The organism is Litoribacter populi, assembly GCF_007483685.1.
Lineage (GTDB): Bacteria > Bacteroidota > Bacteroidia > Cytophagales > Cyclobacteriaceae > Litoribacter > Litoribacter populi.
Genome location: NZ_VMKN01000002.1, coordinates 315,942 through 336,635, shown reverse-complemented (window position 1 = coordinate 336,635; position 20,694 = coordinate 315,942). Strand labels below are relative to the sequence as shown.

Annotated in this window: 20 protein-coding genes; 9 read left to right on the top strand and 11 right to left on the bottom strand. The window is 43.3% G+C overall.

Annotated elements, in window-relative coordinates; translation table 11 throughout:
* Positions 1-300 precede the first annotated feature (300 nt).
* The 7 genes from FPL27_RS17280 (at position 301) to FPL27_RS17250 (ending at position 5,947) form a co-directional block, all read left to right on the top strand.
* Complete coding sequence (locus tag FPL27_RS17280) at positions 301-978, top strand: DUF6266 family protein (RefSeq protein WP_143962481.1); 678 nt, start codon at positions 301-303, stop codon at positions 976-978.
* Positions 979-1,100: 122 nt separating this feature from the next.
* Positions 1,101-1,991 (top strand): GTPase Era, encoded by an 891-nt coding sequence (era, locus tag FPL27_RS17275; protein WP_143962480.1) that lies wholly within the window; start codon positions 1,101-1,103, stop codon positions 1,989-1,991.
* A gap of 15 nt (positions 1,992-2,006) precedes the next feature.
* Positions 2,007-3,320 carry a ribosome biogenesis GTPase Der gene (gene der / locus FPL27_RS17270; RefSeq protein WP_143962479.1) on the top strand — a complete coding sequence of 438 codons (1,314 nt, stop codon included), beginning with the start codon at positions 2,007-2,009 and terminating at the stop codon, positions 3,318-3,320.
* Between the two features lie 79 nt (positions 3,321-3,399).
* Positions 3,400-3,591, top strand: coding sequence for a hypothetical protein (locus FPL27_RS17265; RefSeq protein WP_143962478.1), 192 nt, complete (start codon positions 3,400-3,402; stop codon positions 3,589-3,591).
* Positions 3,592-3,701: 110 nt separating this feature from the next.
* On the top strand, positions 3,702-4,331 hold the full coding sequence (locus FPL27_RS17260) for a SprT family zinc-dependent metalloprotease (RefSeq protein WP_143962477.1): 630 nt from the start codon (positions 3,702-3,704) through the stop codon (positions 4,329-4,331).
* 226 nt (positions 4,332-4,557) lie between these two features.
* The gene (locus FPL27_RS17255; RefSeq protein ID WP_143962476.1) at positions 4,558-4,809 is read left to right on the top strand and encodes a hypothetical protein; all 252 of its coding nucleotides are present in this window, start codon (positions 4,558-4,560) and stop codon (positions 4,807-4,809) included.
* Positions 4,810-5,026: 217 nt separating this feature from the next.
* Positions 5,027-5,947 (top strand): hypothetical protein, encoded by a 921-nt coding sequence (locus FPL27_RS17250; RefSeq protein ID WP_143962475.1) that lies wholly within the window; start codon positions 5,027-5,029, stop codon positions 5,945-5,947.
* A gap of 295 nt (positions 5,948-6,242) precedes the next feature.
* On the opposite strand, the gene murQ is transcribed toward FPL27_RS17250, so the two are convergent.
* The 7 genes from murQ to FPL27_RS17215 form a co-directional block, all read right to left on the bottom strand.
* Complete coding sequence (gene murQ, locus FPL27_RS17245; protein ID WP_143962474.1) at positions 6,243-7,073, bottom strand: N-acetylmuramic acid 6-phosphate etherase; 831 nt, start codon at positions 7,071-7,073, stop codon at positions 6,243-6,245.
* Positions 7,070-7,912, bottom strand: a complete 843-nt coding sequence (locus FPL27_RS17240; protein ID WP_143962473.1) for an N-acetylglucosamine kinase — start codon at positions 7,910-7,912, stop codon at positions 7,070-7,072. Before FPL27_RS17240 ends, murQ begins: the two co-directional genes overlap by 4 nt.
* Positions 7,913-7,914: 2 nt before the next feature.
* Positions 7,915-8,142 carry a cytochrome b5 domain-containing protein gene (locus FPL27_RS17235; RefSeq protein ID WP_143962472.1) on the bottom strand — a complete coding sequence of 76 codons (228 nt, stop codon included), beginning with the start codon at positions 8,140-8,142 and terminating at the stop codon, positions 7,915-7,917.
* A 4-nt stretch (positions 8,143-8,146) separates the two neighbouring features.
* Entirely contained in the window at positions 8,147-9,298 is a 1,152-nt protein-coding gene (locus tag FPL27_RS17230) for a formimidoylglutamase (protein WP_143962471.1), read from the bottom strand.
* Positions 9,299-9,491: 193 nt separating this feature from the next.
* A complete protein-coding gene (gene nqrF, locus FPL27_RS17225; RefSeq protein WP_143962470.1) occupies positions 9,492-10,796 on the bottom strand; it encodes an NADH:ubiquinone reductase (Na(+)-transporting) subunit F in 1,305 nt (434 codons plus the stop codon).
* A gap of 131 nt (positions 10,797-10,927) precedes the next feature.
* Positions 10,928-11,770, bottom strand: a complete 843-nt coding sequence (gene accD, locus FPL27_RS17220) for an acetyl-CoA carboxylase, carboxyltransferase subunit beta (protein WP_143962469.1) — start codon at positions 11,768-11,770, stop codon at positions 10,928-10,930.
* Positions 11,771-11,870: 100 nt separating this feature from the next.
* Positions 11,871-12,815: a mechanosensitive ion channel family protein gene (locus FPL27_RS17215; protein ID WP_235893490.1), complete on the bottom strand. Its 945-nt coding sequence runs from the start codon at positions 12,813-12,815 to the stop codon at positions 11,871-11,873.
* 229 nt (positions 12,816-13,044) lie between these two features.
* Between FPL27_RS17215 and FPL27_RS17210 the strand changes: the two genes are divergently transcribed.
* Together FPL27_RS17210 and FPL27_RS17205 are read left to right on the top strand one after the other, a co-directional pair.
* A complete protein-coding gene (locus FPL27_RS17210; protein WP_143962467.1) occupies positions 13,045-14,673 on the top strand; it encodes a carbon starvation CstA family protein in 1,629 nt (542 codons plus the stop codon).
* On the top strand, positions 14,670-15,452 hold the full coding sequence (locus FPL27_RS17205; protein ID WP_143962466.1) for a zinc metalloprotease: 783 nt from the start codon (positions 14,670-14,672) through the stop codon (positions 15,450-15,452). Before FPL27_RS17210 ends, FPL27_RS17205 begins: the two co-directional genes overlap by 4 nt.
* Positions 15,453-15,465: 13 nt before the next feature.
* On the opposite strand, the gene FPL27_RS17200 is transcribed toward FPL27_RS17205, so the two are convergent.
* From FPL27_RS17200 to carB, 4 genes are all read right to left on the bottom strand, one after another.
* Entirely contained in the window at positions 15,466-16,569 is a 1,104-nt protein-coding gene (locus FPL27_RS17200; RefSeq protein ID WP_143962465.1) for a transporter, read from the bottom strand.
* Positions 16,570-16,624: 55 nt separating this feature from the next.
* On the bottom strand, positions 16,625-17,161 hold the full coding sequence (locus FPL27_RS17195) for a hypothetical protein (protein WP_143962464.1): 537 nt from the start codon (positions 17,159-17,161) through the stop codon (positions 16,625-16,627).
* 321 nt (positions 17,162-17,482) lie between these two features.
* A complete protein-coding gene (locus FPL27_RS17190) occupies positions 17,483-17,743 on the bottom strand; it encodes a DUF4834 domain-containing protein (protein ID WP_143962463.1) in 261 nt (86 codons plus the stop codon).
* Between the two features lie 65 nt (positions 17,744-17,808).
* Complete coding sequence (gene carB / locus FPL27_RS17185; RefSeq protein ID WP_143962462.1) at positions 17,809-20,628, bottom strand: carbamoyl-phosphate synthase large subunit; 2,820 nt, start codon at positions 20,626-20,628, stop codon at positions 17,809-17,811.
* Between the last annotated feature and the right edge of the window lie 66 nt (positions 20,629-20,694).

Sequence of the window (20,694 nt, the reverse complement as noted above, 5' to 3'; positions counted from 1 at the left end):
TCCTATCATAAAGAACCCACAGAGTTCCTCGGAAACCAGATGCTTACCAGAGCCTCTCCTGATACACACTTGATAGAGACCTGTGAAATCCAGAGCGCATAAAGGGTCAAAATGTGCAAAAAGTGCTCATATATACGTGTTCGTTTGTAGGGATGTATTTTTTGTATTAACCTTAGGGCAATTTGATTGGGGAGGTTAGTTAAGCAGTACCCAACTGGCTATCAATTGATGAGGTTTGTCTGGTAAAGCCCCGCCGGTGGAAATAGTGGGTGTATGTTTTATCTTAAACTATTTAAAAAAATGGCTAGAGCTTCTATATTTAATCAAGGCCTTAGAGGGAAAAAAGGCAATGACGTGTATTATACGGTGGGCAATAAAACCTTTGTAAGGGCTCATTTTATTCCGGATCACTCCAAACCAAGCAGCCTTCAGCTCGAGGTTTGGGGAAGGTTTAGAAATGCCCAGCATTTTATTAAGCCAATTAAAAAAGTATTGCAGCTTGGGTACGTCAATTTCAAAGATGGTATGCAGACTCCTATGAAAATTGCTTTAGGCAAGGTTCTAAAAGGTGGTTTTAGGGATGGACAAAGGTCTCCCGACCCAGCTTTGCTTAAAATCAGTACGGGAAGCCTCGCAGGAATGGACACGGGACAAGCAAGTTGGAAAAATGATGACACTGTTCTGGTTGAGTGGGAGGACAACTCTGGAATGGGCTTTGCCAAAAGAAGGGATAAGGTATCAGTGCTTCTTTATGATGTGGCTAATCAAGCGGCTTTTTTTGTGCTTGAAAGTAAGTCAAGGGTAAAAGGACAAGTGGAATTAACAGTAGATCGGCCTGACCGGCATAGGGGCAACCTGCATGTTTACACGTTTTTCACCTACAAAAACCCTCGTAGCCAAATGTACGATGTGTCAGATAGTGTGTATCCTCTTTTTTTTGAACTCCGCGAAACTCTGTGTCCCTTTTTTTCTTTGTGACCTATTTCCTTTCTCTCCCCACCTTATTTTTCTTCTGATTTCGCAATCGGGCATTGAGGGAAACGGTATTAAATTCCAAAGATTGAGAATTTTAGAGTATCTTTGTGGAAAAAATTGCCGTAATGACCGAAATTTCTCATAAAGCCGGATTTGTAAACATCGTAGGGAAACCCAATGTGGGGAAATCCACGCTCATGAATGCCCTGGTGGGGGAGAGGCTCTCCATTATTTCCTCCAAGGCGCAGACTACCCGCCATCGCATCCTGGGTATCATGAACGATGACAATTACCAGATCGTGTTTTCCGACACCCCAGGCATGTTGAAGCCCAAGTACGAGTTGCACAAAAGTATGATGAGCTTCGTCAACATGTCGCTGGAGGATGCCGATGTGATTGTGTTTGTGACCGATCTTTATGAGAATGAGGAGGAAATAGAGGAGATTATAGAGAAAATCAACAATTCTGGCGTGCCGGTGCTGTTGGTGATCAACAAGATCGACCTCAACAAAGAAGAGCAACTGGATACGGTGACCGCTTACTGGACCGAAAAGGTCAAGCATGAACTTGTCATACCAATCTCGGCGACAGAAAACTTCAACATCCAAAAGGTGCTTGATGAAATCCTAGTCAGGTTGCCCGAGCATGCACCCTTCTATGATAAAGAGGAACTTACCGACCGTCCGGAACGTTTCTTCGCTTCTGAGATTATCCGGGAGAAGATTTTTACCAACTACAAAAAGGAAATCCCTTACAGCACGGAAGTGTCAATAGCGGATTTCTTCGAAGAAGATAAAATCATCCGCATACGTGCCGAAATCTACGTGGAAAGAAACAGCCAGAAAGGCATCATCATCGGTGACAAAGGCAGCGCTCTAAAACGTGTCGGCATACAGGCAAGGGAGGAACTCGAAAAGTTCTTCGGCAAGAAAGTTTTCCTGGAAACCCACGTGAAAGTGGAGGAGAACTGGAGGAAAAATAAAAACAAATTAAGAAGATTTGGTTACGACCAATAAGAGACGAGAATAGCAATGTCGAATATAGTAGCAATAGTAGGAAGGCCAAACGTGGGGAAATCCACGTTTTTTAATAGGTTGGTAGAGGAAAGAAAGGCCATCGAGGATAACATGAGTGGAGTGACGCGTGACCGTCACTATGGCCATGCCCAGTGGGGCGGCAAATTCTTCTCCGTGATTGACACGGGTGGGTATGTGACCGGCTCAGATGATGTGTATGAAGCAGAAATCAGAAAGCAGGTAAAGCTTGCCGTTGAGGAAGCTTCTGTGATTTTGTTTGTAGTGGATTGTTTTGATGGGCTTACAGGCTTGGATAAGGAATTTGCCAATGAACTTAGGTCATCCAAAAAGCCGATCTTCATTGTGGCCAACAAGGCTGACAATCAGGAGCGCCTTTTGATGGCCAATGAATTTTATTCCCTAGGACTTGGGGAGAATGAAGTGTTCCCTATCGCAGCGGTTAGTGGTGCGGGTACAGGTGACCTTTTGGACGAAGTGATCAAGCATCTTTCTGAAGATGGGCTAGAGGATCCCGATTTTGGCATTCCGAAGATTTCCATCTTAGGTAGACCAAATGTAGGAAAATCTTCATTCCTTAATGCCCTTTTGGGTAAGGAGCGGTCAATCGTAACCGATGAGGCCGGAACTACCAGAGATGCCATCCATACCAGATATAAATTATACGGGAAGGATTTTATCATTACCGATACAGCTGGAATCCGTAAAAAGGCCAAGGTTAAGGAAGATATCGAGTTTTATTCAGTGATGCGTTCCCTGAGAACTCTTGAGGAGTCCGACGTGGTGATCATTATGGTAGATGCCACTAGAGGCCTAGAGGCTCAGGATGTCAACCTTATTTCGCTTGCCATCAAAAACGGTAAGGGCATCATGATCATGGTCAACAAATGGGATCTGATCGAAAAGGATCATAAAACCATGGAGAAATTCAAGGAGGATATGTTGGAAAAGCTTGGTGAGAACAAGTGGATTCCGATCATCTTTACATCGGTGTTGTCCAAGCAGCGGATTTTCCAGGCTATTGAGCTTGCCGTGGAAGTATATGACAACAAGACCAGCAAGGTGCCTACCTCCAAATTGAATGACAAGATGTTGGGAGAAATTGAGAGATATCCGCCGCCGGCATACAAAGGAAAATATATCAAGATCAAGTATATCACCCAGTTGCCGACCCGAAATCCGGTGTTTGCCTTCTTCTGCAACCTGCCTCAATACATCAAATCGCCATATACTAGATACTTGGAAAACAGAATAAGAGAGCATTTTGATTTCAAAGGAGTTCCTATAAAGATTACGTATAAGAAGAAATAATAAATTATTTTTGGTGAAAGCTTGACAAATTGCAAAGTGTATGTAACTTTGATTCTTAATTTTAAAAGTAAGCAACACCATGAAAAAATTATTCGCATTATTAGCTGTAGCAGGTATGATTTTTACCTCAGCTTGTGGAACTCAAGAAACTGAAACTGAAGAGAACGTTGAGATCATCGACGAGACTACTGAAGTTGAAGCTGCTGAAGTTGAGGCTGAAGAGGTGGAAGTTGAAGTTGAAGAAGAGGAAACTGAAGAAACTGCTGCTTAATTAGCAGTTCACTTAAGAATCATGAGCCCCGGGAGACTGGGGCTTTTTTTTGTTTACTTCTTCGTACTTCGTCTTTTCGTACTTCGTACTTTTTCTATATTTGCTCAGGAATGGAAATGGAGAAAAAGATTTATCAGGCTTTTGTGGACCATGTGCCGGAGAATGCGGCGGCGTATTGCTATGATTTGTGGGCTGAAGATCCGTTTCGTTTTGTCATTTCGCGCAGCAGAAGTTCCAAACTAGGTGATTTTAGATTTAGGAGGGACCGGGAGATCCAGACCATCACCATTAATTATGATTTAAACCCTTACCAGTTTCTCATCACGTATATACATGAGGTTGCCCATCACCGTGTGTATAAGGATTTTGATCTTGGCGTAAAGCCCCATGGGTCGGAATGGAAGAAGGTATTCCAAAAGCTGCTTGCTCCGATGTTTTCAGATTTGGTTTTTCCCAAGGATGTATTGATTCCTTTAAAGAGACATATGCTAAATCCCAAAGCCAGTAGCGGGGCCGATATTTTTCTTTCCAAAGAGCTTAAAAAGTACGATTTAAAGTACCAAGAGGATGGATGCCGCCCCCTTTTCCTTACGGATATCAAGGTAGGGGATTCATTTTCCCTGAGGGGGAGGGTGTTTACCAAAGAGGAAGTCAGAAGGACCAGAGTATTGTGTTTGGAGGTCTCCTCAGGCCGAAGGTATTTAATTTCAAGTCATGCAGAGGTGGTAAGGTTAAAATGATGAAATTTTGCCAATTAAAACCAAGTTTTTTTAGTTTCCCTACAGTCAAATATTGAATAGGATTAGGTGGTGAAAAGGATGTTGGAGAGGTCTAATTAAAGTCTGTAAAATTTTTTTAGAAATATTTGCTTTTTTACTTCTTTTTTGTTTTTTTTAAACGGGTTTTTTAGTGGCCACTTTTTAGCCTGATAATCAAATTTTTATTCAACTTTAAAATTTAAAAAAAATGCGTTACACAAAAAAGAACAAGTTTCGGTTTTTAATTATGGCTTTTGGGTTGTTCATGGTTTCTTCAACAGCGTTTCCTTGTGGAGGTACGTATTATGCCTGCGGAGAAGATGATGTACTTGATATGGGAATGGATGCTCTATTAAATTGTTGTGAAGGTTCTACCATGTCCTTTTATGATGTTTGTAGCGAGCAAGCATATTTGCTGGTGGTCCCCGAAGATGGAGAAAATTCTAGTTGTGCTCCATAATTCGAATGTTATGAAAATTTATTTTCTTTTTCTAATAATTCTGATTTCATGTTCAGTAGAAAATAGAACAGTAGAAAATTGGGAAGTAATTATTGGAAGGGAAGAGAAGATTAAACTCAAGACCTCAGGGGTTTCCTCTGGGGTTCCCTTTAAATATTCTTATTTGACTGATAATAGGGTATTGATCTTCGATTCATTTCACAGATCAGTAGATACGTTGCTTTATTATAATGGCTCTTTTACTTTATTACCCGGAAATCAATTGCCGTTGGAAGGGCCTTTAGGAGTTCCGAATTTTATTAATTTTTGGGCTTGTGGTTCGACTTTATATTTTTTGGATAATAAGTCTATAACCATTTTTAATAAGTATGAAGATGAAAATAAAGTGCTCTATTTTTCTGAACTGGATTTTTTTGGTAAATCAGGGATAGTTGCTGTTTCTCGTGGCGATGGGTTTAATTTTAATTATCCTTCGTTTGATTGTGATTCGGGAAACATTTTTCTGGCAGCCAAAAATGTCCATTCAGGGTTGTCTGGTATTCTTCAATTTAATTTCAGGTCCAATGATTTTCGATTAATGGAGTTTCAATTGGATAATGAGGAAATAAAAAAGAATACAGTCTCACTGCCAATGGGGTTAGGTGTTATCAATTTCCCTGATGTTTTTCTTTCCAGAGATAATCTTGTTGTTTCTTATGCTTTTAAAGGAAATTTTCATGTATATAACAGAAAGTATAATTCGTGGAGAAATTATGATCATTATGCTGAACAATATCCTTTAGCAAAGAATTTGCCTCAAGAGATACTCCCAAGTTACTCCAATCATCAAGGTATGGCAATTCTGAAAGATTGGCAAGATGATGTTTCTTATGGTTCTTTTGGCCAGTTAGGGGAAAGGTATTTTTTTAGGGTTGTTAAGGGGAGGAAACATAATGAAGGGGTAAATCTTTTTTTAGAGTTATTTGATATAACCTTCCGCAAGGTAGATGAGGTGAACCTGACTAACCTACAGCCTCAGTTGGGTACTAGATGGTTGGTATTGGAAAATGAGCTTTTTATATTTTCCAAAAATCAGCCAAAAGAGGATGAATTAGCCTATTACAAGGTGGCGATACAGAAAAAAAATGTAAATGATTAAATAAGTTCCTCGAATCTCGGATTCCCGTTTTGAGATATTGTTGATTTATAAAATTGAAGGATAAGGATTGCTTTAATGCGATCTTTATCCTCCTTCCTTTTTCTTGTTCGCAAAGTCATCGAAGGTAAAAAAACATTGGTTTTCTTAATTTAATTGAGCTCACTGGCTTTCCAAGTAAGGTCACCATGGCCTGTCACTCAAAAAACTCCACAATGGACAAAGGCTGCACCATCTTTAAAGGAGGAGCTTTTAGCAGATCCAAATAAATTATCACCGTAACCTCTAAAGCGTTTCATTATAGGCGCTTTTTTCGGTTATCCTTGGTTGTTTTGTAAAACTCCACCGCTGCCCTTACCGATCCATGCGTCATTAGCAGCTCATGTGCTAGGTTTGCTTCCACTCCTGCGGCCTCCATTATCATCCTGGTTCCTCTTTTGACCAATTTCTCATTCGAAAGCTGCATGTCCACCATTTTGTTGCCTTTGACCTTGCCAAGCTTGATCATCACGCTGGTGGAAATCATGTTGAGGACGAGTTTTTGGGCGGTGCCGGATTTCATTCGTGTGCTGCCTGTGACAAACTCGGGGCCTACTACGGCTTCTACTGGGTATTCGGCGGCTTTGGCCACTGGGGTGCCGGAGTTGCAGGTAATGCAGCCGGTGAGTAGGCCTTCTTGCCTGGCTTTGTCCAGTCCTCCTATTACATAGGGTGTGGTGCCTGAGGCCGCAATGCCAATTACTGTGTCATTCTTGTTAAAACCAAACTCCTGAATGTCAGGCCAGGCTTGGTTTGCATCATCTTCTGCATTTTCGACGGCCTTTCTGATTGCATAATCTCCGCCGGCAATGATACCTATGACCATGTCAAAGGGTACACCGTAGGTAGGAGGACACTCACTGGCATCCAGTATGCCCAACCGGCCGCTCGTGCCCGCTCCGATATAAAAAAGACGGCCACCAGCCTGCATTCTTGGTACAATCTGCTCCACCAATGCCTTTATTTGCGGCAAAGCCTTTTCTACAGCCAATGGAACAGTTTTATCCTCTTTGTTCATGTTGCCGAGCAATTCGGCCACACTCATGTTTTCAAGATTATCGTAAAAGGAATTGCTTTCGGTAGTACTCATATTTTCTCTTTATGAAATAGGGTCAATCCTGCGATGGGTGTTTCCAGGATGATATTTACAGATATATTCAAATCAAAAGCCACTGATCGTAGGATATCGCTGTTGTAATAGGCAATGGAACCCACGAAGTTTACAGGCTTTTCCTGATAGTTGTCGTATTTCATGACATGTATCTGGAAAAAGTCATTGAAGGCTTTCTGATATAGTTTATAGCAATAGGGGTCGTTTTTGTGTTGGGTTATAAAACGGCAGAAGCTGGCCATATACCTGCCTGGAAAGGGCTTCTGATAGACGTTTTCCTGAATGTCCTGGCTGGAGAATTGGTATTCCTGAATAGCGAGGTCGCGGATATTTTCCGGCATTTCCTCATAGATGAAATCATGAAGGAACTGTCTTCCTATATAGGATCCACCTCCTTCGTCACCCAAGATGTATCCGGGGGCTGGACGGGTTTCGACAATGTCGCTACCGTCATAATCGCAACTGTTGGACCCTGTGCCCAAAATGCAGGCTATACCAGGTTCGCTTCCGCATGTGGCACGTGCTGCAGCAAGGAGGTCATGATGAACCTCGATCTTAGCCTTATGGAAAACCTGCTTCAGTGCATGCTCTACTATTTTGTTGTTTTTCACGCTGGAACATCCCGCTCCATAATAATAGATCTGGGAAACCTCATCCTGGATGTTCAGTAATGAGGGCTGCTTGAGCCCCGCTACCATTTCTTCCAGGCTTTGGTAATAGGGGTTGAAACCCACTGTCCTAAATTGGTTGATCTGTCCTTCGTGTCCTATTGTTCTCCAGTCGGTCTTGCTGGAACCGCTATCCGCTATTAAAATCATTTTTATATTAAATGCCCGATGGGCTCAAATTTATCAAATACATTTTGGGTGTGGGGGGCATCTTTCAGCTCATCGGTCAGATCCTGACCAGCCCAGTGCTCATAATGTTTGCCGTTTTTCCAAAGTCGGGAACTGCTCACATCGTACACTTTCCCCTCGTAGGCTATCCAAATTTCAGGTTTGTCCTGCCCATTGCGAAGGGCAAGCTGTTGCCTGGTAATATCTTTCATTCAATTAATACATTTTGAGCTGGGCATTGATCCAGCGCTCCGGGATTTCCCCACTTTGGGCAATCTGATAATCCTGGTAACTGCAGGGGATAATGGTTTCCCTGTCATACTTTTGGTTACCGGTATGGGGGACTTCCATCCACCATTTTCCACTTATATTACTTTTGTAGAAAATAAAAGTAGAAGGCTTGGCATCCAGGGATACCGTGTACTTGGTGTAATCGTTGCTTTGGAAGGAAAGGCTGTCCTTACGGTGATAGAAACCCTCAATGAAATACCAAATCATGGTGGCGATTACTGCGGCAGTCTTGTAGCGGGTATCGTCGTAATAGGGCTGATAACCATAAATACCGATGGAACTCAACTTTTCATTCATGCCAGCAAACCAGCAAACCTGGCAAGCTTCTTCAGCGGTAAGGCCAAAGGGTTGTGCATCTGCTGCTCCGGGGGCATCTGCTGACTGTATGGATGAAATGTCAAAACTAAGCAGGTCTGCATTGCGGATCAAAGGTTCGATTTCCTTGAAATTCTCTCTTAACTGTCCCAACCTGACATGGTCAAAATAGAGTTTTTCCATCACATTGACCAAGTCGCGGTCGGTCAGGAAGCTTTGATAGGCAAGTTGGGTGTAGTTGAAAAGGAAATTGGGTTGGTGCAGTATAATGTCTTGGGAGTGGATTTCGTTGGGCAATCCTTCATCTTCCATGTCTATCTTGGCATCCACGGTGAGCATGCTCACCAGTTTTTTCATCCCCTCATAGGAAAGGTACTGGCCAAAATCCAAATCATGGGTACCGCCTATGTAGATGGGTAAGATCTGCATTTTCATCAAATGCTCGCCTACTGTTTGGATTCGGAGGTAGGTTTCTTTAAGGTCCACCCCGTTTCTCAGATTACCGAGATCGGCTACCTTGTAGTGTCCCAATCCTCTTTTGAGATCGTATAATTTCAACCTGATTTCGGTTGCCGCATTTTCGATAGACCGGTTGTCCTTAATGCCCCTTCCGTCGGTAAGTCCGATGATGGCAATCTGAATGCCTTCAAGATCGGGAAAGGTTTCACCATAATGGTGGATATGGCTGAAAAAGGAATTTAGGGGATAATCGGTCTCGGTAATGGACTCGGCTATCGGATCAAAATAAAACTCTAAATCCATAGGTGAATAATTGATAGAAGCTAAAATTAATGAAATTCCATGGTTTTTTTAGCATCTAGCAGAAAAAGGGGTGGAGAGTTTCGTGAGGACTTTGTGCGACTTTTGTTTTTTGAACTTTGTGCGAGATTGTGATCCTTTCAATTCTTCCAAAAAAAAGCCCCACGTGTCTCGCGGGGCTTTATATGTTGTCGGATTAACCTCCGAAGTCGTCAAATCTGATGTTTTCTTTAGGGATTCCCATGTCATCTAGCAGTTTTAGTACTGCTGAGTTCATCAATGGAGGACCGCAAAGATAGTACTCGATTTCATCTGGCTCTGGGTGATCCTTCAAGTAGTTGTCATAGAGTACTTGGTGGATAAACCCTACATAACCGTCACCATCCTTATCGTCCAATGACTTCTTGATCTTCCAGTTGTCCTCAGGTAGAGGCTCGGATAGACCGATGTGGAAGTTGAAATTAGGGAAATCTTTCTCGATGTCTCTGAAGTGAGGTACGTAGAACAATTCCTTCTTGGATCTACCACCGTACCAGTAAGAAACTTTTCTGTCTGACTTCTCCGTGTGGAAAAGGTGGAAGATGTGTGATCTCAATGGAGCCATACCAGCACCACCACCGATGTAGATCATCTCTCTATCAGTTGGGTTGATGTGGAATTCACCATAAGGACCTGAGATGGTTACCAAATCGCCTGGTTTACGAGAGAACACATAAGAAGAACATACACCTGGGTTTACGTCCATCCACTTATTGTTAGCTCTGTCCCACGGCGGGGTAGCGATACGGATGGTAAGCATTACGATGTTGCCTTCTGCTGGGTGGTTGGCCATGGAATAAGCTCTGAAGAGCTCTTCGTCATTCTTCATGGTCAAGTCCCAAAGTCCAAACTTATCCCAATCACTTTGGTAAACATCAGCTGGGTGACCCAACTCAGGATGTGGAGTAATGTCCATATCCTTAAAGTTTACTGTGATCTCTGGAACGTCAATCTGGATATATCCTCCTGATTCAAAATCAAGGTTTTCTCCTTCAGGAAGTTTAACTTTAAATTCTTTGATAAAGGTGGATACGTTGTAGTTGGAAACAACCTCGCAGTCCCACTTTTTGATCCCGAAGATTTCCTCTGGGATTCGGATCCTCATATCCTGTTTCACTTTCACTTGGCAGGAAAGACGAACTTTCTCTTTTTGCTCGGTTCTGGTGAGGTGACCAACTTCTGTTGGAAGGACTTCCCCGCCACCGTCTTCGATGACACACTTACACATGGCGCAAGTACCCCCTCCACCACAGGCAGAAGGAAGGAAGATTTTTTTACCGCCTAAGGTGTTGAGAAGCGTCGACCCGGCAGAAGCCACGATCGGGTTTTTCTCGTCCCCGTTGACAATAATTTTAACATCCCCTGATTGTACCAGTTTAGACTGGGCAAAAAGCAGGATGAAAACTAGTAGCAAGATAATCAAGGTAAATGCTACAATCGAAGTAATGATTACTGAACTCATTTAACGACTTTTTTCTTTTTGTTTTTCAGTATAATACACCCTAGGATAAGGGAGTACAAATATATTTATAATTCGGTAAAAACGGCCATTTAAAGCCCCTTTTTTCCCCTAAAACATCTGGGGTGCCCGGATTACTTCTTTAATAGCCTTAGTAGGGTGGATAGCCTAGATTTAAGCTGTCTCCTGTCAATGATAAAGTCTAGAAAGCCGTGTTCCAACACGAATTCTGAACTTTGGAAACCCTTGGGCAAGTCCTTGCCTATGGTTTCGCGGATTACTCTTGGACCTGCAAACCCGATCAAAGCACCTGGTTCGGCAATATTGAAATCACCAAGCATAGCATAAGAAGCGGTTACCCCTCCGGTAGTAGGGTCGGTCAATAGGGAAATGTAGGGGATTTTGGCATCATCCAACTGGGCAAGTTTGGCGGAAGTCTTGGCCATCTGCATCAAGCTGAAGCCGGCTTCCATCATTCTAGCGCCACCTGATTTGGAAATCATCAAGAATGGGATCTTGTTTTTGAGGGAATGGTCGATTGCTCTGGCGATCTTTTCACCCACTACTGAACCCATGGATCCGCCGATGAAGTTGAAATCCATACAGGCGATCACGATGTCCTGGCCGTCGATTTTGCCAACTGCCGATCTCACCGCGTCTTTAAGGTCCGTTTTTTTGATGGTAGCCTCTATCCTTGCAGGATACGGTTTGCTGTCCACGAAATTCAACGGGTCACCGCTTGTCATGTCGGCATTCAGTTCTTTGAACTGGTTTTTGTCAAACAATATTTCGAAATATTCCTTAGAGCCGATTTTGACATGATAATCATCATCAGGACAAACGTATGAGTTGTTTTTCAGCTCGCGGGTGTGAATGATGTTTCCTTGAGGGGTTTTGAACCAAAGTCCGTCAGGGGCGTCTTTTTTCTCCTCGGTAGAGGTTTTAATTCCTTTATCTGTTCTTTTAAACCAAGCCATATTATTCTGTTTAAGGCTGAAAATGTCTTTTCAGAGAGTACAAATTTATAGGTAATATCCATTAAATAAAACCTTATCTCTAATACCCTACATTTATTTGCTAGAGATCAGGGTTTTTGGCAGCCTTGTCCTGCTCCATTAACACCCTAGTCTTGGGCAATGTTTCGGGGTAGTTTTCCTGTAGGAAAATGATCATTTCTTCACGTATGAAGCAGCGTAGGTCAAACGCTGAGGGACTGTCCCTGGCGCTCATCAGACAGCGTAGTTCCACAACTCTTTCCCGAACATCCGTTACCTGTAGCACCTGGACCTTGCCGTCCCACAGAGGTGTAGAGTCCAGAAGTTCCTTGAGTTTCGCCTTCATTATTTTGATAGGAACGGTATGGTCCACGTAGAGGAATACTGTTCCCCAAATATTGGCTGTGGTGCGTGTCCAGTTTTGAAAAGGCTTCTCGATGAAATAGTTGATGGGCAAAATTAGTCGCCTTTGATCCCAGATGCGGACCACCACATAAGTCAGGTTGATTTCTTCAATCTTCCCCCACTCTCCTTCTACCACTACTACGTCATCAATTCTGATGGGTTGGGTAAAGGCAATCTGAAACCCGGCCAAGAGGTTGGCAATTGATTTTTGGGCGGCAAAACCTATAATCAAACCCGCTATACCCGCTGAAGTCAACAGGCCTGCCCCGATCTTCCTAGCCGTCTCGATACTCATAAGCACAAATGCCAGGGCCACAATTACAATGATCAATACAATTATCTTCCGGATAAAATCCAGCTGGGTGAAAATCCGCCTTTCCCTTAAGTTATCATCTTTCTCAAAATTGTAATGCTCAATGAAATAATACCTGAGTACATTGGTAAGCTCGATAAGAATCCAGGCGAGGTTGATGATCCAAAAAATCTGGAAGAACACATGACCTCTGATATATGCCATAGTCTCTGGAGATACATAGGGTTCAGTGATCGGCCACAGAATGAAGAATAGCCCAAACTTCAAGGAATGGGAAAAACGCACCATCGACCTTTGTGCCTTTGCCATCTTTGGTTTGAAGAAAACCTTGGACAACTGTGGAAACAACAGGTAGATTATAAGATGGCTTAAAAGCAAAGTTAGGATTAAGGCTGAAAAGAAGATCAGTTTGTCCTGCATAGGTAAATAGGTTCTGTAATAGGTTGGTTAAAAATTACTTCAATAAATGTACAAAAAATATAATATGTGGTAAATTAAGGTTTGCTTAGGGGCTTCCCCATCAAACATCCGATAATTTATGCCTTTAATAATTCTATACATAATTGCCGCAGTGGTCTTGGTAGGGGCTTATTTTCTATATGGCAAGTATGTATTTCGCAAGTTCAGAATAAACAACGCTAACATCACTCCTTCTCATAGACACCGGGATGGGGTGGATTATATCCCAAGCAAGCCTGTGGTGGTGTTGGGTCATCACTTTGCCTCTATAGCGGGAGCAGGGCCTATAGTCGGGCCTATCATTGCAGTAGCCTTTGGCTGGATTCCCGCCGTGATCTGGATTTTGGTAGGAGGTATTTTCTTTGGAGCTGTGCATGACCTGGGCAGTATGGTGGCCTCTCTGAGAAATGAAGGCAAGTCCATAGGGGTGATAATTCAGAACAATATTGGAGAAAAGGGAAAACAGCTTTTTGTGGTGTTCAGTTTTTCTACCCTCATATTGATCATTGGAGTATTTGCAGATATTATTGCCAAAACTTTTGTAGCTAATCCAGGAGTGGCCACGGCTTCCATATTGTTCATAGGGCTGGCAGTGATCTTTGGTTGGATAAGCAAGCAGTTGAGGTCGAGAGGGCAGTTTGTGGTTGCTACGGTGATTGGGGTGGTGTTGATGTATTACTTTGTGTATTTGGGGATGCAACACCCATTTTTGCTTTCCTATAAACTTTGGATCTGGATATTGTTGGCTTATGGGTTTGTGGCATCAGTGGCGCCTGTCTCCATACTTTTGCAGCCAAGGGATTATTTGAACAGTTTTCTACTTTATGGACTGATGCTGGCTGCTATAGTAGGGGTGGTCGTCGCCAACCCATCTATTGAAATGGATACTCAGGTACAGTTTAAGGCCGACAATCTGGGTTATCTATTCCCGGTTTTGTTTGTGACCATGGCCTGTGGGGCTATAAGTGGATTTCATTCTCTTGTGGCTTCCGGAACTACTTCCAAGCAGATTGACCAGGAAAAGGATGTGAAGCTGATCGGTTTTGGCGGAATGTTGATAGAATCGTTTTTAGCGATAATTTCCATAGGGGCTGTAATCGTGATCAGCAGGCAGGAATATAATTTGAGACTTGCCGATGAGGGACCCGTAAGTCTTTTTGCCGACGGGCTGGGAGGGATGGTTACTACCCTAGGTCTGTCGCCATCTTTTGCGGTAGGCTTTGTAGCTTTGACGGTTTCAGCTTTTGCGCTGACCACTTTGGACACTTGCACCAGACTTGCCCGCTTTACCTTTCAGGAGTATTTTGAACAATCTGAAAGCCGGTCCGGTCGTTTCTTTTCCGAAAACCGATATGCATCCACCTTCGTGGTGGTAGTGTTGAGTGCCTTACTTCTCTTATCAGGTGGCTTTGCGAATCTTTGGCCGATTTTTGGCTCTGCAAATCAATTGTTGGCCGCATTAGCATTGCTGACCATAGGTGTATGGCTGATTAGACAGCAGATCAACCCGAATTTTGTGTTGATCCCCATGTTTTTCATGTTTGCTGTAACTATTAGCTCGCTAATTTTGTTTGCTTGGCAAAATTATCAATCAGGCTCTTATGTGCTGGCCATCATTGCAGTTAGCTTATGTGTATTATCTCTAGTACTAATGGCCTTGGCCAGAAAAAACTTAGCGTCGAAAGTCCCGACTAAAATTAAAACATGAGAAAAACGCCATTTTACATTTTTTTTCTTCTATTCATTGCCTTTTTTCAGGTGGGATGCGACAACGTGTCTCCAGAAGATTTAGATGACAATGCTGTTCGGGATCTAAGGTCGGCCCGTAGGCCCATAGGGGCTGCGGCAAGGGAAATTCTTGCAGGCCAACATTTTCACTCCATACAAATGGAAATCCAATACATGGTGGGGTTTGAACCCACCCCTGGTATGGTGGACAACATTAAGCAGTTTTTGGAGGAATTGACTGACAAACCGGGGGGAATAGATATTTATCTTACAGCTATAGCACCGGAAAGGCAGGAAAGTTATTCCATTGCTGATATTAGAAGAATAGAAGATGCCAATCGAAGCGCTTACAATCAAGGTAGAAGAGTAGGGTTGTATTTGTTGATCTTGGACGGTTATTCCGCTGAGGATACGGGTAGCAGTTTCACCTTTGGACTGGTTCATAGAAGCAACTCCATAGCTTTGTTTGGTAGAAGGATGCGTGAAAATTCAGATATACCTGGAAGGCCGACCCGTTCCCTTTTGGAAAACACAGTTACTAGACACGAAATTGGCCATTTGATGGGGCTGGTAAATGTTGGCTCTGATATGGTCGAACCGCACGAAGACCCCAACCATGGAGGTCATTGCGACAATTCAAGCTGTCTGATGTATTGGGCAGTGGAAACAGCTGGACTTTTGAATGTCATTGACGGAGGATTTATTCCGCCTTTGGATGACAATTGCAGGAATGATATAAGAGCAAACGGAGGCCGATAACCTCCGTTTTTTTTTAATTGATGTTGAAAGGTGTTGGCTGTTTTTTCGTCAGCCGGTATGCCAGACCAACATTTACCAGGTAATCGGCAAATGCAGCATCACCATGGCGTGGGTTGTCCGGTGTGGAGTCCGCTATGTCGGTGAGGCTTCGGGTCCGGTTTCTCAAAATTGCTATAGGCATATTGAGCGTAGTGGTGAAGTTGCCGCGCATATAACTTGCTCCTGGCTCCACGGAAAGAATATAGCCGGGGCGCCTAAAACCATCACTTCCGCCAATTAAATCCCGTACAGGAATGCCTTCAATTCTTCCTCCTAGGGAGAAACCTAATCCGTGGATTTTGGGAATAGTTTTCAAAAACCCTGTGCGAAAGGCGTATTGGTCGGGTACACTCATAATAGCCTCACTTTGTCTTGACCGGAAAGTCTGCGTTCCATTTGTGTTTCTGGGATTGAGCATGTAAAAGCCATCGTAATACCAGATAAAGTTTCCCTGAAGAAATCTATACCCTTGCGAATCCAGAATCAACCCCACACCACCATCACCCAGTTGGATGGATTGATCCACGGGTCTTGTCTCTCGGCTGCCGTTTGGTCCAACATTGTAGAAGGTCCCCAAGGCATTATAATCGCCGGTAGGTAATTTTATTCCAGCTCCAACTGCTACATTGCCCGATTTTGATTTTTCTTCACCAAGAAGCCAGTATCCAGCGCCTATTCTCATATCGGCTAGGCCACCACTATAGGTCATGTGTCGCTCTGTTCGACCATGTTCATAGAGGCTGCTTCTCTCATTATAAGCAATAGGGATGGTAACTACGCCGTATACTCTTTGCGAAAAAGCATAACTGATGTTGAAATCAATTGCATGGGACCAGTTGATTACTTCTGTATTGTTGGCTACTCGTTCCCTTTCCTGGTGGGTGCCTCTGAAGTGTCTGAACGATTTGAAATATCGGTAATTCGTGTTAAAATTCCATTCCCCTTTTTCGAGGAGATTGCCCTGGCCGATTGCGTTTCCCACTCCGGAAAACTGTCGTATTGCCACACAACCCTGACCATAGGATTCCAGCCCGCTCCACATAAGGGCAGGTATGATTAATAAAAATTTTAGTTTCATTGTTTTTGGTTAAAGTTAGCTTGAGATACTTTGAATTTTGAAAGACAAAAATGTATCAAGCTTCTGGAGGCGGTGAAGGTACCGAGGAAGCATGTAGAATTAGCATGTTCACAGCCTCGTGGGGGTAACCGGTTTTTGAGTGAAACAAAATAAACTGTAAGCCCTGAAGAACAGGGAAAGTGAAATCTTTGTGAAAGGTATAGGCGAAATTTTTTAAGGGGCTGTTTGGAAGTTGCTCGCCGGAAATGCTGCTTACCCAGTTCTTCACCACCGTGTCCAGCATGTTTTGCGCGGTGTCTGGGGTATAGATAAGCTGAAGGGTATCATTGGCGTAGCGTTGTTTGATAGCCCTAAACCGTTTCCCATCCTTGCTAAAAGTAAGGTTAGTTTCAGAAAATTCCTCCTGGTTGGTCATGTAAGGAATAGAGATAGGCACTTCCATCAACAAGGCCGACGGAGCAAAATCCTCGCTGTAGACCAATTGACTCCATTGCTCCTCAATGGTATGGGTTAAGGATAAATAAAAGTAGTAATACCCAAATTGGTAAAAGGAGAAAAACAATAAAAGTGCTATGGAAGCAAATTTTCTCATATTAAAAACCTCTATGGAGTGAATTTAATAAAATTTTATGGGATTTTCTTAAGGAACTGAGAAATATTTTAAGAGGCCTTCGGGGAGGCTTAGGGGGGGATTTTCCTATCAACGCTTAGCTGTTCGGAAGGGTACCTCAAGTACGAAATAAGAAGTTCAAGGTGCGAAGGAGGAGCACGTTTAAATAGTGTCCTGAAAAAGAGGAAGAAACTAAAGCTAAGCGGTTGTCCTCATAAAAATACTTGATATTGGTACCTAGTACTTTGTACCCAAAAGCAAGTACGAAGTACGATAATAATAAAATAAAAAAGGTGAAGGAAATTAATCCTTCACCTCAATATAGTCCACATATTCGCCATCTATTTCGCGGCGTTGGGGCTGTTTCTTTTTTTCTGATTTGGGGATGAAATCTACATTTACATTGCCATCTGCAGGGCGGCTTCTTGGCTGTTCATGGCGCTGCACATCTTGCATCTGGTCAAAAAACCGCTTTAGCTTACTTTTTAGGAAAAAGCGAAGCAGGTTGGTGAATACCCATGACAATGCGAAGGTGATGATGATGAATTTTAAGATAAATCCCATTTATTAACTATTTGGTATTTTGATCAAAAACATGGGAGCAGTAAAAACCGCTCCCACTATTAACCTTATCTACTTAAGTACAAGTTCCTCTCGGCGTAAATCTTTAGGAAATAATCATCCAGAAGATCGTCTATGAAGTAAATGGCCTCTCCAGTGGACTTCATCTCTGGCCCAAGTTCCTTGTTGACATTAGGGAACTTGTGGAAGGAGAATACTGGCTCCTTGATCGCGTAGCCGTTTTTGTAGGGCTTGAAATCAAAATCGGTAACCTTTTTCTCTCCTAACATTACCTTTACGGCATAGTTGACGTAAGGTTCTCTATATGCCTTACAAATGAATGGAACCGTTCTGGATGCCCTCGGATTGGCTTCTATCACATATACCTTATCGTTTTTGATGGCAAACTGAATGTTGATCAATCCCTTGGTCTTGAGGGCAAGGGCGATTTTTTCCGTGTGGTTCTCAATTTGCCTGATTACCAAATCCCCAAGGTTGAATGGAGGTAATACCGCGTAAGAGTCTCCGGAGTGAATTCCGGCTGGCTCGATATGCTGCATGATTCCGATGATGTAAACATTTTCTCCGTCACAAATAGCATCTGCTTCGGCTTCTATTGCTCCTTCAAGGAAGTGATCCAAGAGAATTTCATTATTAGGAATGTCACGAAGTACGTTAACCACATGCTCTTCCAGTTCTTTCTCGTTGATTACAATCTTCATCCCTTGTCCACCCAATACGTAGGATGGTCTTACCAGTAGGGGGAATCCGATGGTTTTGCAAAGCTCAAGGGCCTCATCTGTATTATGGATGGTGCCAAACTCTGGATAAGGTACATCGTTTTCTTTCAGCAAAGTAGAGAAATGGCCTCTGTCCTCAGCTAAATCCAAGGCCTCGAAGCTAGTGCCGATGATCTTGATGCCATACTTGTCCAGTTTTTCTGCAATTTTCAAGGCTGTCTGTCCGCCGAGCTGTACGATTACACCCTCAGGTTTTTCGTGTAGAATGATCTCGTAGATATGTTCCCAGAATACAGGCTCAAAGTAAAGCTTGTCGGAGATGTCAAAATCCGTGGAAACCGTTTCGGGGTTACAGTTGATCATAATAGTCTCGTAGCCACATTCTTTCGCAGCAAGTACCCCATGCACACAGCTGTAGTCAAACTCAATCCCTTGACCGACCCTGTTTGGTCCCGAACCTAGGACAACAACTTTTTTCTTGTCTGAAGAAATACTTTCGTTTTCCTCCCCAAAGGAAGAATAGTAATAAGGCGTTTGGGCCTCAAATTCTGCAGCACAGGTGTCTACCAACTTGTAGTCCCTCATGATGCCCATTTCTTTGTATCTTTTGTCAAAGACCTCGCTTTCAAGACAGCCCATCAAGTGAGCAAGCTGTCTGTCCGCATACCCTTTTTTCTTAGCCAAAAGCATCAGTTCTTTTGGTATGGTGTCCAATTTGAATTTGGATATCTCCGCCTCCACATGGATCAATTCCTCAATCTGCTTGAGGAACCATTTGTCTATTTTGGTAAGGTCATGTATGGTTTTGAAGGAAACCCCAAGCTTAAAGGCATCATACACGTGGAAAAGCCTGTCCCAGCTAGGGTTGGCCAAGCTGTGTAAAAGTGCATCTTGGTTCCTGAGTTCCTTGCCGTCGGCACCAAGGCCGTTTCTTTTTATCTCTAGAGACTGACAGGCTTTTTGAAGAGCTTCCTGGAAGTTTCTTCCGATTCCCATCACTTCACCTACAGATTTCATCGACAATCCAAGTTTCCTGTCAGAGCCTTTGAACTTGTCAAAATTCCATCTTGGGATCTTCACGATCACATAGTCAATTGCAGGTTCAAAAAACGCTGACGTAGTGCCTGTGATGGAGTTTTGTATTTCATCCAAATTGTATCCGATGGCCAGCTTAGCGGCAACTTTCGCAATTGGGTAACCGGTAGCTTTGGAAGCTAAGGCAGAGGAACGTGAAACCCTTGGGTTGATTTCAATTCCGATGATTTGCTTATTGTCTGGGCTTACCGAGAACTGTACGTTACAGCCTCCGGCAAAATTCCCGATACCATTCATCATGCGGATGGCATGGTTTCTCAATTCTTGATAAGTGGTATCCGGCAAGGTCATGGCCGGAGCCACCGTGATGGAGTCACCGGTATGCACACCCATTGGGTCAAAGTTCTCGATAGAACAGATCACCACCATGTTGCCGATATTGTCACGCAAGACCTCAAGTTCGTATTCCTTCCAACCCAAGATGCTTTGCTCGATAAGCACTTCGTGGGTAGGAGAGGCGGTAAGGCCTGCTGCCAATGCTTTTTCAAAGTCTTCGGCTTTTTCTACAAAACCCCCACCAGAACCCCCAAGGGTGTAGGATGGTCTGATGACCAGTGGGAAGCCGATTTCTTGAGCAATTTCATGTCCTTGGAGGTAGGAAGTGGCAGTTCTACCTAGGCAAACACCCACTCCAAGTTTCTCCAAAAGAGCTTTGAATTTTTCCCTGTTTTCAGCAGTATCTATGGCATCAATGTCTACACCGATCATCTTGGTCTTGAACCTGTCCCAGATTCCAGCATTGTGACAGTCGATGGCTAGATTAAGGGCCGTCTGCCCACCCATGGTTGGGAGTACGCAGTCGATATCTGGATGTTCAGTAAGGATTTTTACGATGGACTTTTTCTCCAAAGGCAAAAGGTAAATGTGGTCCGCCGTCACTGGGTCAGTCATGATCGTGGCCGGATTTGAGTTGATAAGGGTAACTTTGATACCCTCCTCCCTCAAAGACCTTGCGGCTTGGGAACCGGCATAGTCGAATTCACAAGCTTGGCCGATAACGATGGGACCTGAACCGATAATGAGGACGTGTTTGATGCTACTATCTTTTGGCATGCTGTTGAGAGGTTTTTAGTCTGTTGAGAACTTTTGGCTAAATTGGTGCAAAATTAAACAAATAAT

Excerpts from the sequence above, each read along its gene's own strand:
- der (WP_143962479.1), top strand. The coding sequence starts at position 2,007 with ATGTCGAATATAGTAGCAATAGTAGGAAGGCCAAACGTGGGGAAATCC.
- carB (WP_143962462.1), bottom strand. The coding sequence starts at position 20,628 with ATGCCAAAAGATAGTAGCATCAAACACGTCCTCATTATCGGTTCAGGT.
- murQ (WP_143962474.1), bottom strand. The coding sequence starts at position 7,073 with ATGAGTACTACCGAAAGCAATTCCTTTTACGATAATCTTGAAAACATG.
- FPL27_RS17205 (WP_143962466.1), top strand. The coding sequence starts at position 14,670 with ATGAGAAAAACGCCATTTTACATTTTTTTTCTTCTATTCATTGCCTTT.
- FPL27_RS17190 (WP_143962463.1), bottom strand. The coding sequence starts at position 17,743 with ATGGGATTTATCTTAAAATTCATCATCATCACCTTCGCATTGTCATGG.
- FPL27_RS17230 (WP_143962471.1), bottom strand. The coding sequence starts at position 9,298 with ATGGATTTAGAGTTTTATTTTGATCCGATAGCCGAGTCCATTACCGAG.
- FPL27_RS17260 (WP_143962477.1), top strand. The coding sequence starts at position 3,702 with ATGGAAATGGAGAAAAAGATTTATCAGGCTTTTGTGGACCATGTGCCG.
- FPL27_RS17240 (WP_143962473.1), bottom strand. The coding sequence starts at position 7,912 with ATGATTTTAATAGCGGATAGCGGTTCCAGCAAGACCGACTGGAGAACA.
- FPL27_RS17215 (WP_235893490.1), bottom strand. The coding sequence starts at position 12,815 with ATGGCAAAGGCACAAAGGTCGATGGTGCGTTTTTCCCATTCCTTGAAG.
- FPL27_RS17265 (WP_143962478.1), top strand. The coding sequence starts at position 3,400 with ATGAAAAAATTATTCGCATTATTAGCTGTAGCAGGTATGATTTTTACC.
- FPL27_RS17280 (WP_143962481.1), top strand. The coding sequence starts at position 301 with ATGGCTAGAGCTTCTATATTTAATCAAGGCCTTAGAGGGAAAAAAGGC.
- era (WP_143962480.1), top strand. The coding sequence starts at position 1,101 with ATGACCGAAATTTCTCATAAAGCCGGATTTGTAAACATCGTAGGGAAA.
- FPL27_RS17195 (WP_143962464.1), bottom strand. The coding sequence starts at position 17,161 with ATGAGAAAATTTGCTTCCATAGCACTTTTATTGTTTTTCTCCTTTTAC.
- accD (WP_143962469.1), bottom strand. The coding sequence starts at position 11,770 with ATGGCTTGGTTTAAAAGAACAGATAAAGGAATTAAAACCTCTACCGAG.
- nqrF (WP_143962470.1), bottom strand. The coding sequence starts at position 10,796 with ATGAGTTCAGTAATCATTACTTCGATTGTAGCATTTACCTTGATTATC.
- FPL27_RS17210 (WP_143962467.1), top strand. The coding sequence starts at position 13,045 with ATGCCTTTAATAATTCTATACATAATTGCCGCAGTGGTCTTGGTAGGG.
- FPL27_RS17255 (WP_143962476.1), top strand. The coding sequence starts at position 4,558 with ATGCGTTACACAAAAAAGAACAAGTTTCGGTTTTTAATTATGGCTTTT.
- FPL27_RS17200 (WP_143962465.1), bottom strand. The coding sequence starts at position 16,569 with ATGAAACTAAAATTTTTATTAATCATACCTGCCCTTATGTGGAGCGGG.
- FPL27_RS17235 (WP_143962472.1), bottom strand. The coding sequence starts at position 8,142 with ATGAAAGATATTACCAGGCAACAGCTTGCCCTTCGCAATGGGCAGGAC.